Source organism: Mesopusillimonas faecipullorum, from assembly GCF_020539505.1.
GTDB lineage: Bacteria > Pseudomonadota > Gammaproteobacteria > Burkholderiales > Burkholderiaceae_B > Mesopusillimonas > Mesopusillimonas faecipullorum.
Genome location: NZ_JACDXW010000001.1, coordinates 615654 through 629949, shown reverse-complemented (window position 1 = coordinate 629949; position 14296 = coordinate 615654). Strand labels below are relative to the sequence as shown.

Annotated in this window: 12 protein-coding genes; 9 read left to right on the top strand and 3 right to left on the bottom strand. The window is 58.2% G+C overall.

All coding sequences use genetic code 11. The features are described 5' to 3' along the window. The first annotated feature begins 14 nt into the window (after positions 1–14). Entirely contained in the window at positions 15–698 is a 684-nt protein-coding gene (locus H0484_RS02910; protein ID WP_226952927.1) for a YggS family pyridoxal phosphate-dependent enzyme, read from the top strand. 18 nt (positions 699–716) lie between these two features. Next, on the top strand, positions 717–1766 hold the full coding sequence (locus H0484_RS02905; protein WP_226952926.1) for an amino acid ABC transporter substrate-binding protein: 1050 nt from the start codon (positions 717–719) through the stop codon (positions 1764–1766). A gap of 4 nt (positions 1767–1770) precedes the next feature. On the opposite strand, the gene dprA is transcribed toward H0484_RS02905, so the two are convergent. Next, the gene (dprA, locus tag H0484_RS02900) at positions 1771–2901 is read right to left on the bottom strand and encodes a DNA-processing protein DprA (RefSeq protein WP_226953022.1); all 1131 of its coding nucleotides are present in this window, start codon (positions 2899–2901) and stop codon (positions 1771–1773) included. Between the two features lie 108 nt (positions 2902–3009). Here dprA and def point away from each other — a divergent pair, with 108 nt between their 5' ends. Beyond that, positions 3010–3522 carry a peptide deformylase gene (gene def / locus H0484_RS02895; protein WP_226952925.1) on the top strand — a complete coding sequence of 171 codons (513 nt, stop codon included), beginning with the start codon at positions 3010–3012 and terminating at the stop codon, positions 3520–3522. A gap of 41 nt (positions 3523–3563) precedes the next feature. Further along, on the top strand, positions 3564–4517 hold the full coding sequence (gene fmt, locus H0484_RS02890; RefSeq protein ID WP_226952924.1) for a methionyl-tRNA formyltransferase: 954 nt from the start codon (positions 3564–3566) through the stop codon (positions 4515–4517). Here fmt and ilvA read toward each other — a convergent pair. Then, the gene (gene ilvA, locus H0484_RS02885; RefSeq protein WP_226952923.1) at positions 4499–6010 is read right to left on the bottom strand and encodes a threonine ammonia-lyase, biosynthetic; all 1512 of its coding nucleotides are present in this window, start codon (positions 6008–6010) and stop codon (positions 4499–4501) included. The two genes, fmt and ilvA, sit on opposite strands and share 19 nt — an antisense overlap. Before the next feature lie 131 nt (positions 6011–6141). Here ilvA and H0484_RS02880 point away from each other — a divergent pair, with 131 nt between their 5' ends. Both H0484_RS02880 and H0484_RS02875 read left to right on the top strand, forming a co-directional pair. After that, positions 6142–6702, top strand: a complete 561-nt coding sequence (locus H0484_RS02880) for a YqaA family protein (protein WP_226952922.1) — start codon at positions 6142–6144, stop codon at positions 6700–6702. Between the two features lie 42 nt (positions 6703–6744). After that, on the top strand, positions 6745–10695 hold the full coding sequence (locus H0484_RS02875) for a DUF3683 domain-containing protein (RefSeq protein WP_226952921.1): 3951 nt from the start codon (positions 6745–6747) through the stop codon (positions 10693–10695). A 76-nt stretch (positions 10696–10771) separates the two neighbouring features. Here the strand turns inward: H0484_RS02875 and H0484_RS02870 are convergent, their stop codons facing one another. Next, positions 10772–12187 carry a DHA2 family efflux MFS transporter permease subunit gene (locus H0484_RS02870; RefSeq protein ID WP_226952920.1) on the bottom strand — a complete coding sequence of 472 codons (1416 nt, stop codon included), beginning with the start codon at positions 12185–12187 and terminating at the stop codon, positions 10772–10774. Positions 12188–12309: 122 nt separating this feature from the next. Between H0484_RS02870 and H0484_RS02865 the strand changes: the two genes are divergently transcribed. Genes H0484_RS02865 through panC form a run of 3 tightly spaced genes read left to right on the top strand, consistent with a single transcriptional unit; the run spans position 12310 to position 14271 of the window. Beyond that, on the top strand, positions 12310–12498 hold the full coding sequence (locus H0484_RS02865; protein ID WP_226952919.1) for a DUF3460 family protein: 189 nt from the start codon (positions 12310–12312) through the stop codon (positions 12496–12498). A gap of 9 nt (positions 12499–12507) precedes the next feature. Then, positions 12508–13383 carry a segregation and condensation protein A gene (locus H0484_RS02860; protein WP_226952918.1) on the top strand — a complete coding sequence of 292 codons (876 nt, stop codon included), beginning with the start codon at positions 12508–12510 and terminating at the stop codon, positions 13381–13383. Positions 13384–13428: 45 nt separating this feature from the next. Beyond that, complete coding sequence (gene panC / locus H0484_RS02855; RefSeq protein ID WP_226952917.1) at positions 13429–14271, top strand: pantoate--beta-alanine ligase; 843 nt, start codon at positions 13429–13431, stop codon at positions 14269–14271. The last annotated feature ends 25 nt before the right edge of the window (positions 14272–14296 follow it).

Sequence of the window (14296 nt, the reverse complement as noted above, 5' to 3'; positions counted from 1 at the left end):
CCCAGGAGAAATCGTTGACTACTTTGTCTGAGCGTTTGGAAAGCATTAGGGCACGCATGGCCCAGGCCTGCGCCCGTGCCGGGCGCCCGGCCAGCGAAGTGAATCTGCTGCCAGTCAGTAAAACCTTTCCGGAACCCGTGTTGCGCGAAGCGGCTGCCTTGGGCTTGCATCGCTTTGCCGAGAATCGTCCGCAAGAGCTGCGCGATAAGTCGGCCTTGATGGCTGATCTGCCGTTGCAATGGGTGCTCATAGGTCAGCTGCAGACCAATAAGGTCAAAGACGTCGTGCGTCATGCTTGTGAAGTGCAGTCGCTTGACCGTCTGGCGCTGGCGCAGGCGCTGGATGCGCGCCTGCAAAAAGAAGGCTTATCCATGAGCGTGCTGATACAGGTGAAAACCTCGGACGAGCCTAGCAAAGCCGGCTTGCTGCCTGAAGACCTGCCGGACTTTATGCGGGCCTTGCAAGGCATGAGCAGCCTGCAGGTAAAGGGCTTGATGACGCTGGCAGTTCTTTCCGATGATGAGCAGGCGGTACGGGCTTGCTTTCGCAAGCTGCGCGAATGCCGGGATCGTTTGCAGCAGTCGGGTTTTGAGACGGTTTCGCGCCTATCTATGGGGATGTCCGGCGATTTCGAGATTGCCATCGAAGAGGGCGCCACCGAGGTGCGGGTGGGGTCAGCCTTGTTTGGTGGTCGGTAAGCAGGGGTAGGGAAACACATGGCTTTGAAATTTCAGTGTAGGCAAAAGCTACGGTCGCTGTTGGGCGCGTGCCTAGCCCTGGGAGCTTGGTGCGCCGGCACACCTGCGGCGACAGCCTCTACCTTGGATATCGTGCGTGAACGAGGTTATGTGCAATGCGGCGTGACCACCGGCTTTGCGGGGTTTTCCGCGCCCGATGCCCAAGGGCGATGGCAGGGTTTGGATATAGATTTTTGCCGTGCGGTGGCAGCGGCTGTGCTGGGGGATGCCGAACGCATACGGCCGGTGCCGCTTAGCTCGCAGCAGCGCTTTACCGCTTTACAGTCCGGCGAAATCGATGTGTTGGCGCGCAACACCACTGTTACGTTGACACGCGAAACCGCAACAGGGGCGCTGTACATAGGCATCATTTTTTACGACGGCCAAGGTTTCCTGACGCATAAAGAGGACGGCGTGCGCAAGGCCGAAGACCTGGATGGGGCGACCATCTGCATGCAGACCGGTACTTCAAATGAAAATACCTTGGCCGACTGGGCCCGGGCAAAAGGCATACGCTACAGGCCTGTCGTGATCGAACAGTTTGGCGAAGTGGTCAAAGCGTTTGCCGCTGGTCGTTGCGATGTGTTTTCTACCGATGCCTCGGGGTTGGCCTCCATACGCGCCTCACGCATGCAAGACCCCGACGCCTACGTGCTGTTGCCCGAGCAGATATCGCGCGAGCCTTTAGGGCCGTTCGTCAGGCAGGGGGATGATGCCTGGTTCAACGTGGTCAAATGGACGTTCCAGGCCATGCTGAACGCTGAGGATTTAGGGCTGGGGCAAGCCAATGTGCAGGCCCACCTAGACAATCCCGACCCCAATGTGCAGCGTTTTCTAGGCAAGATACCGGGTCTGGGCCGTAGCTTAGGGCTGAGCGACGACTGGGCCTATCAAATTGTGCGCCAAGTGGGTAATTACGGCGAAAGCTTCGAGCGCAATCTGGGTAAAGGCAGCCCTTTGGGCATAGAACGAGGTCTTAACGCACTCTGGCGTGATGGCGGCTTGATGTATCCCTTGCCTATGCGCTAAAGCCTTAGCTAGACAAAACACTGCGTTGCCACCTGCCGTCGGCAAGGCGTTCTATGCACCCGTCTAACTCCAATAGCGTCAGAGCGGCGTTCAGTTCGTCTGCTTCCAGCTTGCAACGGCCCAGCAAAGTGTCGATATCGACAGGGTCATACCCTAGCGCTTGCAGAATAGGGTCTTCTTCATGTTTGGGTTTTGCTTGAGTCGTTGGGATGGGTGCCTTGACGATTTTGGGTGCACCCATTTCCTCGTCGATATCTTGACCTGACTCGACCAGTTTGGCCCCTTGGCGGATTAAGGCGTGGCAGCCGCGGGACAAGGGCGAATGTATGGAGCCGGGAATGGCGAATACCTCGCGACCGATTTCGCTTGCCAATCGAGCGGTAATCAGCGAGCCGCTTTGACGCGCCGCCTCGACCACCAATACGCCCTGCGTGAGGCCGGCCACAATTCGGTTGCGCTGAGGAAACTGATAGGGCAAAGAGGGCGTGCCCAGCGGGTATTCGGTAATCAGCGCACCGTTTTCAACGATGCGGTGTGCCAGTTTCAGGTTGGCACCGGGATAAACGATGTCTATGCCGGTGGCCATGACGGCGATGGTGCCCCCGCCCGACGCCCCGGCTTGCAGGGCCCCTTCGTGAGCCGCCGCATCTATGCCGTGCGCCAAACCACTGACGACGCACCAGCCGCGTTCGGCTAAGTGGCGCGAGAAAGCACGTGCATTTTGTAGGCCGCCCGGGGTGGCATTGCGAGCGCCGACAACGGCCAAGGCCGGTTGCCGCAGACAACTTAGCTTGCCGTTCACGTACAGCAGCAGGGGTGGGTCGTGCAAAGCCAGTAAAGCCGCCGGGTAGTGCGGGTCAGCCAGCGTTAAAACATGATGGTCGGGCTTCTCCAGCCATGTCAGTGTGGCTTTGATGCGTTCCGAAACTTCGGGCGTTACGGGCTGATGCAAGGAGATGGCCGTTGTCATGGGCAGATACTTGGCCAGTGTGGCCAGCGACGATTCATAGATCAGCTGCGGCAAACCCAGGGCCGCAAGCAGCATACGCGCCTGTGCCGGGCCCAGGTCGGGCTCGAGCGTGAGCCTTAGCCAGGCGATCAGTTCGTCTTCGGAAGCGCGCAGATTATTCTCCATGGCGGCAAGTGTCGCATAGCCGGCTGCCCTTGTGTGTGGCAAGCGCGCCAGGCCTGTCACACCGGCGGTGGGGGCTTGCATTTTTCACCATTTGGCTATAATTCCTCTATGGCACTTCTTCCTATTCTTCGCTATCCCGATCCTCGCTTGTTCAAAACGGCCAAGCCCGTTCAGGTCGTGGATGACCGCATTCGTCAGTTGGTTCGTGACATGGCCGAAACCATGTACGACGCACCTGGAGTAGGGTTGGCTGCCACCCAGGTCGATGTTCACGAGCGCGTGGTGGTGATGGATATTTCTGAAGACTCCAATGAGCTTCGGGTGCTCATCAATCCAGAAATCATCTGGCGCAGCGACGAACAACAGGTTTATCAAGAAGGCTGCCTATCGGTGCCTGGCATCTACGAAGAGGTCAAGCGCGCTGATCAAGTCCGTGTGCGTGCTCTCAACGAAAACGGCGAAGCCTACGAATTCGAGGCCGATGGCCTGCTGGCCGTTTGCGTTCAGCACGAACTCGACCATCTCAACGGCAAGGTATTTGTCGAGTATCTCTCGCCGCTCAAGCAGGGCCGCATCAAGACCAAGCTGCGCAAACAAGAGCGCGAAGAGCTCAAGGTCTAAAAGCAGAACGCCTGCTTATTCGGCGGCATCAAAGGGTATCCATGAAAATCGTTTTTGCCGGCACGCCCGAGTTTGCGCGCTTGGCCATGTCGGCTATTCTCGAGGCGGGGCACGAGGTGCCTCTCGTCATGACGCAACCCGACCGCCCCTCGGGTCGAGGCTTGAAACTGACGTCCAGTGCCGTCAAGCAGGGTGCGCTTGAGGCCGGTATTCCGGTTATACAGCCCCGAGGCCTGCGCCTAGATGGCAAGTACGCCGAGGAAGCGGCTCAAGTTCGCGATGCGCTACTGGCGGTTCAGCCCGACCTGATGGTGGTTGCCGCCTATGGCTTGATTCTGCCTAAGTGGGTGTTAGAACTGCCACGTCATGGCTGCTTCAATATCCATGCCAGTTTGCTACCCCGTTGGCGGGGGGCCGCGCCTATTCAGCGCGCCATCGAAGCGGGTGATCTACAGACCGGCATATGCATCATGCAAATGGACGAAGGCCTGGATACTGGCGATGTCTTATTGCGCAGGGCCTTGCCTATTACCCCAGCGCATACGGCCGCCGGCTTGCACGATGAACTGGCGGTTTTGGGGGGGCGAGCGATCGTGCAGGCCATTGCCGAACTAGAGGCGGGCGCGCTGAAGCCTGAGCCTCAACCGGCAGAGGGTGTGACTTACGCGGCCAAGCTTGAGAAAGCCGAAGGTTTGCTGGATGTTTCCCAGCCTGCGGCGGTGTTGGCACGGCGCATACGGGCTTTTAATCCGGTGCCAGGTGCTGCTGTAACGCTGCCAGGCCTGGATCAGCCCGTTAAGGTGTGGCAAGCCGAGCAACTGCCCCGAGATGCAAGAACCGGTGCACCGGGCCAGGTGTTGTCAGTCTCGCCAGAGGGTGTGGATATTGCCACGGGAGAGGGGGTGCTGCGCCTGCTGAACCTGCAAAAAGCGGGTGGCAAGCGCTTACCCGTGGCCGACTTCGTACGCGGTTGGGATTACAAAAACAGCTTGTAAGCTGGGTTTGTCGTTTCGTTCCAGTAGGGATAGCCCAAGCCTTCAAGGAATTCCTTGAAGGCTTTTTTGTCGGTGCCGGTCGGCAACTGTATGCCCACCAGAATACGACCGTAGTCGTCGCCCTGATTGCGATAGTGAAACAGGCTGATGTTCCAGTCGGGGTTCATGGCACGTAAAAAGCGTGTCAGCGCCCCTGGACGCTCGGGAAACTCAAAGCGCAGCAGAATTTCGTCTTTAGCCAACGCAGAACGGCCCCCCACCATATAGCGCAGGTGGGTCTTGGCCATTTCGTTATCGGTCAGATCCAGGGTGTCGAACCCTTTTTTACGGAACTGGTTGGCCAGTTTCTCGGGCTCTTCGGGCGAGTTGATCTGTAGGCCCACGAACACATGGGCTTGGGCAGAATCTGAAATGCGGTAGTTAAACTCCGTGACGGCACGTTTACCGAGCGCATCGCACAGCTTAAGAAAACTGCCGCGTTGTTCGGGGATGGTCAGGGCAAACAAGGCTTCACGTGCCTCACCCACGTCGGCGCGCTCGGCTACGAATCGTAGCCTGTCGAAGTTCATATTCGCGCCGCTGGTGATGGCCACCAGGTTTTTATTCTTCCAGCTCTGCAGGGCGGCATAGCGTTTTGCGCCAGCCACTGCCAACGCGCCAGCGGGTTCTAGTACGCTGCGGGTGTCTTGGAAGACGTCTTTGATGGCGGCGCAGATGGCGTCGGTATTCACGGTGACGAAATCGTCTACGTACTGACGCACCAGTTTGAAGGTTTCAGAACCCACCAGCTTGACCGCCGTGCCGTCGGAGAACAGGCCTACATCGCTGAGTTCAAGGCGGCGCCCGGCCTTGACGCTACGCATCATGGCGTTGGAGTCTTCGGTTTGTACTCCGATGATGCGCACATCAGGCCGCAACTGCTTGACGTAGGCGGCCACGCCGGCGATCAGCCCGCCGCCGCCGATGGGCACGAAGATGGCATCGATGGTGGCGGTGTGCTGACGCAGAATCTCCATACCCACAGTGCCCTGACCGGCAATAACGTCGGGGTCATCAAAAGGGTGCACGAACGTAAGCTTTTCTTTCTTTTCGAGCATCATGGCGTGCTCGTAGGCGTCTGAATAGCTATCGCCCATGAGCACAGCTTCGCCGCCCAAGGCCTTGACCGCCTCTACCTTGACCGCAGGCGTGGTGGTGGGCATGACAATGACTGCGCGACAGCCCAGTCGTTTTGCCGCTAGCGCGACGCCCTGTGCATGGTTGCCGGCCGAGGCAGCAATGACGCCGCGTTTAAGCTCGGTAGGCGTCAGGTTGGCCATCTTGTTGTAAGCGCCCCGCAGCTTGAAGCTGAAAACTTGTTGGTAGTCTTCACGCTTGAGCAGCACAGTATTGTGAATTCGGGCTGAGAGCCGGGGAGCGGCTTCGATAGGGGTTTCGATGGCGACGTCGTAGACGCGGGAGGTGAGGATGCGTTTGAGGTAATCGGTAGCCATGGTGCGCTGAAACTGCCGGCCGGCAGGCGCGGTAGTGCGTAAAGAAAGAAACAAAGAATATCATACGGCCCGGCGTGCATATCGAGCATATGTCCGTTGTATGGAGGTGAAAAGTAATACACTTGCCGCCTATGGAAGCCTGGTTGATGTCGTCTATTAATTGGTTGCTGGTGACCTTGGCTTTGCCCAAGGTGGGCCTGAGCGCGATCTTTGTGGTCAGTCTGGTCTCCGCTACCATCTTGCCTTTGGGTTCCGAGCCGGCGGTTTTTGGCTACCTTACCCTTGCGCCGCATATGTTCTGGCCCGCAGTGCTGGTGGCAACCCTGGGCAACACCTTGGGCGGGGTCATCAGTTATTTCACGGGCATGGCCGCCGAAAAAGGCTACGAGCGCTGGCTCGAAAACCATGAGCACACCTCTATTGAAGATCGCCGTCGAAAATCGGCGGGGCGCTGGCATGGGCAAATCAGCGCGTGGTTGCGTCGCTTGGGCGCGCCGGCCTTGCTTCTTTCTTGGCTACCGGTTGTCGGCGACCCGCTGTGCGTAGTCGCGGGCTGGCTGCGTTTACCCTTCTGGCCCTCGGTTTTCTTCATGGCTGTAGGCAAGTTCCTGCGCTATGCGCTCATGACCGCTGCCTTGCTTTGGCTTTTCCCCGATGTGGCTATTAGCGGCGCCGGCGGTGCAATGCAGTAAACTTGGGGTTGTGCTTTCGGCATCCTTATCCCTGCAAAATTCATGAACGCCCCTTTATCACACCAGTTGCTGGCTGCTAAAGCAGCCGATGCGGCGGCGACGCCCCGTTTGCGCGAGATCCCATACAACTACACCTCCTTGTCCGACCGCGAGATCATCGTGCGTCTGTTGGGCGAGCAAGCGTGGCAATGGGTCTCCGAGCTGCGCGGCGAGCGCCGCACCGGGCGTTCCGCGCGCATGCTGTTCGAGGTAATGGGCGATATTTGGGTGGTGCGTCGCAATCCCTATTTGCAAGACGACCTCTTGGCCAACCCCAAGCGCTTGCAGGCCTTGGTGCAAGCCATGAGCCAGCGCTTGCGCGACATCGATCAGCGTCGCGATAGCGGCGTTGCCGAACGCGATGCCAAAGTGGCTCAGCTTTTGCAGGCAGCTCGTGGGGCGGTGGTCGATTTTGAAGCATCCTTTGCCCAAATGGGGGCGCTGCGCAAACAGGTTCAGCGCCGCCTCAATAAGGTAACTGCCGCCGACAACATCAAGTTCGATGGTCTGTCGCGCGTCTCCCATGTCACCGATGCCACTGACTGGCGGGTGGAGTACCCCTTTGTTGTGCTGACGCCCGACAACGAAGCCGAAATGGCACCGCTGGTGCGCGCCTGTATCGAGCTGGGTCTGACCATCATCCCGCGTGGGGGTGGTACGGGGTATACCGGCGGCGCTATTCCGCTGACGGCCAAGTCCGTGGTCATCAACACCGAAAAACTCGATGCCCTGGGTGTGGTTGAGCAAACTCAGTTGCCTGGCGTAGAACAGCCTGTCAGTACCGTGCTCTCCGGGGCCGGGGTCGTCACCAAGCGCGTCGCCGAGGCTGCCGAGGCTGCCGGTCGAGTGTTCGCTGTAGACCCTACCTCTGCCGAGGCTTCCTGTGTGGGGGGCAACGTCGCCATGAATGCCGGCGGCAAGAAGGCTGTTTTGTGGGGCACCGCGCTAGACAATCTGGCGTGGTGGCGCATGGTCGACCCGCAAGGAAACTGGCTGGAAGTCACCCGTATCGGCCATAACCTGGGCAAAATCCACGACGTCGAGCAGGCCGAGTTCCGCCTGGATTGGTACGACGGCGAGCAAGCTCCGGGCACAAAGCTGCTGCGCAGCGAAACGCTCACCATTGCGGGGCGGGTATTTCGCAAAGAAGGGCTGGGCAAAGACGTTACCGATAAATTCCTGGCCGGTTTGCCCGGTGTGCAAAAAGAAGGCTGCGACGGCTTGATTACCTCGGCGCGTTGGGTGCTGCATCGCATGCCGGCCCACACTCGCACCGTCTGTCTTGAATTCTTCGGCCAAGCGCGCAACGCCATTCCCTCTATTGTCGAAATCAAGCAATACCTGGATGGCCCAGGCCAAGTCCTGGGGGCTATTTTGGCGGGCCTTGAACACTTGGATGAACGCTATTTGCGCGCCGTAGGCTATAGCACCAAGAGCAAGCGCGGCGGCCTGCCCAAGATGGTGCTCATAGGCGACATCGTGGGCGATGACGATGATGCGGTGGCAAAGGCCGCCAGCGAAGTCGTGCGTCTGGCCAATACCCGTCATGGCGAAGGTTTTGTCGCCGTCAGCGCCGAGGCGCGCAAGCGTTTCTGGCTAGACCGTTCGCGCACCGCCGCCATTGCCCGCCACACCAACGCCTTCAAAATCAACGAAGACGTGGTGATTCCCTTGCCTCGCATGGGCGAATACACCGATGCTATCGAACGCATCAATATAGAACTCTCTACGCGCAACAAGCTGCGTTTGTTAGACGAGTTGGAAGCCTTCTTGAACGGCCCCACTTTGCCTTTGGGTAAAGCGGAGGACCCCGACGAAGACGGGCAACAAGCAAGCGAACAAGCTTTGCGGGCCCGCACCCTTGATGCCCTGGAAGTCCTGCTAGGTGCACGTGAGCGTTGGCAGTGGTTGCTTGGCAACCTTGATTTGCCTTTGGCCGATGCCATGACGCACTGGTCTAGCTTGGGCATGCCGGCTCTTGTTCCTGCACTGCAAGAACGCTTGGCCTCCCAGCCTCAGGCACGCGTCTTCGACGTGGTGCAAGACCACACGATTCGCGTTTCCTGGAAGGTCGAAGTCAAGGCCGAGATGGAACGCTGCTTCGGCGGTGCGGAAGGTGCGGCCATTCTTGCCGAAATCCAGGCCATACACGACAAAATCCTGCGTAGCCGGGTTTTTGTCGCGCTACACATGCACGCCGGTGACGGCAACGTGCATACCAATATTCCGGTCAACTCCGACGACTACGAGATGCTGCGCGAGGCCAACGAGGCAGTCGCCCGCATCATGCAAATTGCTCGCAACCTTGATGGCGTCATTTCGGGCGAGCACGGCATTGGTCTGACGAAATACGAGTTTCTGACCCAAGATGAGCTGCAACCCTTCCAGGATTACAAGCGGCGCGTTGACCCAGAAGGGCGCTTCAATGCCGGTAAGTTGATGCCCGGGGCCGACTTGCGCAACGCCTGGACGCCAAGCTTCAATTTGCTGGGCCATGAGTCGCTGATCATGCAGCAAAGCGAGATAGGCGCCATTTCGTCGGCCATCAAAGACTGCTTGCGCTGCGGTAAATGCAAGCCTGTCTGTGCCACGCACGTGCCGCGTGCCAACCTGCTGTATTCGCCGCGCAACAAGATACTGGCCACCTCTTTGCTGGTAGAGGCTTTTCTCTACGAAGAGCAAACACGTCGTGGCATCAGCCTGCATCATTGGTCTGAATTCGAGGACGTAGCCGACCACTGCACGGTCTGTCACAAGTGCTACAACCCCTGTCCGGTAGATATCGATTTTGGCGATGTCTCTATGGAAATGCGCGCCTTGCTGCGGCGCATGGGCAAGAAGTCATTCAACGCCGGCACGACTGCGGCCATGTTCTTCCTGAACGCCAAGGATCCGCGTGTCATTCAAGCCACGCGCAAAGCCATTGTGGACGTGGGTTACAAGGCACAGCGCCTGGCTCACGACTTGTTGGCAGCACCCGCACGCAAACAGACGGCACAACCCCCCGCTTCGGTGGGCAAGCCTGCGCTTCGCGAGCAGGTCGTGCATTTCGTAAACAAGAAAATGCCCGGCGGCCTACCCAAGCAAACCGCGCGTAAGCTGCTGGACATCGAAGACAATCAATACGTACCCATTATTCGTAACCCACGGGCCACCAGCACCGATACCGAGGCTGTGTTCTATTTCCCTGGCTGTGGTTCCGAACGTTTGTTCTCACAGGTGGGCTTGGCCACCCAGGCCATGCTGTGGCATGCCGGCGTGCAAACGGTACTGCCGCCCGGCTACCTGTGCTGCGGCTACCCCCAGCGCGGCAACGGCATGAATGACAAGGCCGAGCAGATCATCACGGATAACCGCGTGTTGTTCCATCGCATGGCCACCACGCTGAACTACCTCGATATCAAAACTGTCGTGGTCAGCTGCGGTACTTGTTACGACCAATTGGCCGGTTACGAGTTCGACAAGATCTTCCCGGGTTGCCGCTTGATCGACATCCACGAGTATTTGCTGGAAAAAGACATCACGCTGGGCGAGGTGCAAGGTACGCGCTACATGTACCACGACCCCTGTCATACGCCGATGAAGCTGCAGGACCCGATGAAAACCGTGAAGGCCCTGGTCGGCGACGGCGCCATCAAGACGGATCGCTGCTGTGGCGAATCCGGCACGCTGGCAGCATCGCGCCCGGATATTTCCACGCAGATCCGTTTCCGCAAGCAAGAGGAATTGCTGAAAAACCGCAGCCAGCTTCAGGGGGGTGGCGAGAACGGCGAGACCAAGATCCTCACCTCCTGTCCGTCCTGTCTGCAAGGGCTGTCGCGCTACGAGGGCGACACGGGCTTACAGGCCGACTACATCGTCGTCGAAATGGCCCGCCATGTGCTGGGCGAAAGCTGGATGCAGGATTACGTGAAGCAGGCCAACGATGGCGGGATAGAACGAGTGCTGGTCTAAAGGGCGCTGACTGCCGCTTTGGGCGGATCCGCTCAGACCACTTAAGGTGGGCGCTTGTGTAAGCAGCGCCCACCTTTTACCTTAAGGCTGCCGCTGCATCTTTAGGCAGGCGCCTGAACGAGAAGTACGCTAAAGCCGACATCAGGCCGGCTACCAGAAAGGCTATTTGCACATCGATACCGGCCAGTTGAGTGCCGCCGCGCCATTGCATGCTGAGCTTAAGCGTTAATGCCGCCAGGCCTACCCCAAGGCTGATGGCAAGTTGTTGGGCCATGGCTGAAAAACTGCTGGCTTGGCTCATCTGGCGATTGTCCATGTCGGCATAGGCCAAAGTGTTGATGGCGGTGAACTGCAACGAGCGCGAGATGCCGCCTATAGTCAGAGTGCCTATCATCACCCAGATAGGCGTGTGTATTTGAAAGAAGCCGCACACGGCTACCAGCGCGGCTGACAACACGGCATTCCATGCCAGTACTTGGCGGAAACCGAATCGCTTGATGATGGGCGAGGCGACGAATTTCATCAGTAAGGCCCCCACGGCGCTAGAGAACGTGATCAGGCCGGCCATGAATGGCGACATGCCGAACCCTACTTGCAGCAAGAGGGCTAGCAAGAAGGGGGATGCACCAACGGTGAAGCGACATAGGTTGCCGCCCAATACCGCTACGGCAAAGGTGGGGATGCGCAAGAGAGACAGGTCGATGATGGGGTAGGGGGTACGGCGCGCATGCCATACGTAGAGAAAGCCGCACAGCAGGCCGGTGCCCATCAGGCCCAGCACTGCGTACAGGGACATTTCGCTTTCACCCAGCGATTCGAAGCCATAAACCAGCGTTGCCAAACACACCGAGCTAAGCAAAAAACCCAGCCAATCCAGTGGATTCGAGGCTTGCGGCACGTCGACTTCCACATAACGCAGGATTGCCGCGATACCCACCACACCTACCGGCACGTTGATGAGGAAGATCCAGTGCCACGAGGCATAGGTGACGAGAAAGCCGCCCAAGGGCGGCCCAACGATAGGGCCTATGAGTGCCGGCATGGAAAGAAACGTCATGGCGCGCAACAGCTGAGGCTTAGGCGTAATACGCAGCAAAATGACGCGACCCACGGGCACCATCATGGCACCGGCCACGCCTTGCAATGTTCGAGCCGTCACCAACTGCATCAGGGTTTGAGCCAGTGCGCACAACACCGAGCTGAATGAAAACAGGGCGATAGCGGTCAGGAAAACACGTCGCGCACCGAAACGATCCGAGGCCCATCCGCTGATGGGCACGAACACCGCCAGCGCCAGCAAATAACTGGTAATGGTGATGTTCATCTGGATGGGCGTGGTTTCCAATGAGCGGGCCATTTGCGGCAACGCGGTGGCCACCACTGTGGCATCCAGCATCTGCATGAAAAGCGCGCATCCAACGATGAAGGGAATTGCTCTTATCGCCGTTTGTTGGCGCTCGGAAAGCGTGGGCGAAGCTGGGGGTGCCGTCATATCTGAATTCTAAGTTTTCTGCGGTGCTGTAAACTTGCGTCTGACTGTACACTTTTCGCCGCCTCGCCGCAGCGCGACCTGCCTGCCAAGAGCTCAGGCGATATTTTTTATGGCGTACCACCATGGCCAAGCATTACGAATCAGACGTCACCCAGTTTATCAAGCAGTTCAAACAGCAGCATCCTGATGTCGAGCAACGCCAGCGCGAAGGTCGTGCCAAGCTGTGGGACAAGCATATTGATCCCGAACTGCAAGAGCAGTTCCGCGGCGCGCGTCTTAGCCAGCGGCCTTACGTATATCAGAACGATTAAGTTGCACGCATGGCAGGGCAAGCCGTGCCGCCCGACGCCCTTCAGGCGTTAGTGCAGCCCTCGGTAGATAGTACGCCGGACGTCATTGATTCCGTGGCGCTTGCGCGTCTATACGGCGAGCCGCTGTTTGCACTGCCACAAGATCTCTACATTCCTCCCGATGCGCTTGAAGTCTTCCTGGAGACTTTCGAGGGTCCGCTGGATCTTCTGCTTTACTTGATCCGTAAGCAGAACTTCAATGTGCTCGACATCCCCATGGCCGAGGTTACGCAGCAATACCTCACCTACGTCGACCAAATACGTAATCAGAATTTAGAGTTGGCGGGCGAGTATCTGCTGATGGCCGCCATGCTGATCGAGATCAAATCGCGCATGTTGCTGCCGGTCAAAAAGACCGACACAGGTGAAGAACCTGATGATCCGCGAGCCGAGCTTGTGCGTCGTCTGCTGGAATACGAGCAAATGAAGCTGGCTGCGCAGAAGCTTAATAAGCTGCCCCAGTTGGGTCGTGATTTTCAGCGCAGTCATGCCTTTGCCGACCTTACGGTTGAGCGTATGCTGCCCGAGGTGAGCGCCGATGATCTGCGCCAAGCCTGGGCGGACATCCTCAAGCGCGCTCGCCTGAATGCCCATCATCGCATCACTCGCGAGCAGCTCTCGGTGCGTGATCACATGAGCCAAATCTTGCGCCGCTTGTCCGACGTGCGTTTCATGGAGTTCACCGAGCTATTCATGGAGCGCGTCAGCGAAGGAGAGGCCGTAGCGGTTGTGGTGGTGCATTTTCTGGCCATGCTGGAACTGGCGCGCGAATCCTTGCTTGAAATTACCCAGGCCGAACCTTACGCGCCTATCTATGTGCGCCTGTCTTATACTGCGGCAGCCTAAAATTATCCGGCAAACCCCAGGCCTTAATTCCGTACGGAGACATACGTGAAAGTCGTACACACCATCGAAGAACTGCGTGATCAACTGCGAGGCCAATTGCACGTCTCCTTTGTGCCAACCATGGGCAACTTGCATGAAGGTCACCTGTCTTTGATGAAGATGGCGCGCCAGCACGGCAGCCCCGTCGTAGCCAGTATTTTCGTTAACCGCCTTCAGTTTGGCCCCAACGAAGATTTCGACCAGTATCCGCGTACTTTGGAAGCCGACATCGAAAAGCTGGAAAAAGAGCGTGATGTCTACGTGCTGTTTGCACCTAACGAGCGCGAAATGTATCCCGAGCCGCAAAGCTTCCAGATTCAGCCGCCTGCTGATCTGGGCAGCATTCTTGAGGGGGAGTTCCGTCCCGGTTTCTTCAAGGGCGTGGCCACGGTGGTGCTCAAGCTGTTTTCCTGTGTGCAACCCCGAGTGGCCGTGTTCGGCAAAAAAGATTATCAGCAGTTGATGGTGGTGCGCAGCATGTGCCGGCAATTCCAGTTGCCTGTCAATATTCTGGCCCATGAAACGGTGCGTGACGAAGACGGCCTGGCCCTTTCTTCACGCAATCGCTATTTGTCTGCCCAAGAGCGCATAGAGGCGGCGCGGCTGCATCAGCAATTGCAAGGCCTGCGTGAGGCGGTGTTGGCGGGAGACAAGCAGATTGGGCGGCTGGAGCAACAAGCCGTGGCCGAATTGCAAAAAAACCATTGGCAGGTGGATTACCTGACTGTACGTCGCCAACGCGACTTGCTTGCGCCCGAACCCTATGAACTAGAGGCCGGAGAGCCCTTGGTGGTGTTGGCCGCCGCGCGACTGGGCAGCACCCGTCTGATAGACAATCTGGAAATCTGAGCGTTTCCGTGGACCTAGGGTTTAT

Excerpts from the sequence above, each read along its gene's own strand:
- H0484_RS02905 (WP_226952926.1), top strand. The coding sequence starts at position 717 with ATGGCTTTGAAATTTCAGTGTAGGCAAAAGCTACGGTCGCTGTTGGGC.
- dprA (WP_226953022.1), bottom strand. The coding sequence starts at position 2,901 with ATGGAGAATAATCTGCGCGCTTCCGAAGACGAACTGATCGCCTGGCTA.
- def (WP_226952925.1), top strand. The coding sequence starts at position 3,010 with ATGGCACTTCTTCCTATTCTTCGCTATCCCGATCCTCGCTTGTTCAAA.
- fmt (WP_226952924.1), top strand. The coding sequence starts at position 3,564 with ATGAAAATCGTTTTTGCCGGCACGCCCGAGTTTGCGCGCTTGGCCATG.
- ilvA (WP_226952923.1), bottom strand. The coding sequence starts at position 6,010 with ATGGCTACCGATTACCTCAAACGCATCCTCACCTCCCGCGTCTACGAC.
- H0484_RS02880 (WP_226952922.1), top strand. The coding sequence starts at position 6,142 with ATGGAAGCCTGGTTGATGTCGTCTATTAATTGGTTGCTGGTGACCTTG.
- H0484_RS02875 (WP_226952921.1), top strand. The coding sequence starts at position 6,745 with ATGAACGCCCCTTTATCACACCAGTTGCTGGCTGCTAAAGCAGCCGAT.
- H0484_RS02870 (WP_226952920.1), bottom strand. The coding sequence starts at position 12,187 with ATGACGGCACCCCCAGCTTCGCCCACGCTTTCCGAGCGCCAACAAACG.
- H0484_RS02865 (WP_226952919.1), top strand. The coding sequence starts at position 12,310 with ATGGCCAAGCATTACGAATCAGACGTCACCCAGTTTATCAAGCAGTTC.
- H0484_RS02860 (WP_226952918.1), top strand. The coding sequence starts at position 12,508 with ATGGCAGGGCAAGCCGTGCCGCCCGACGCCCTTCAGGCGTTAGTGCAG.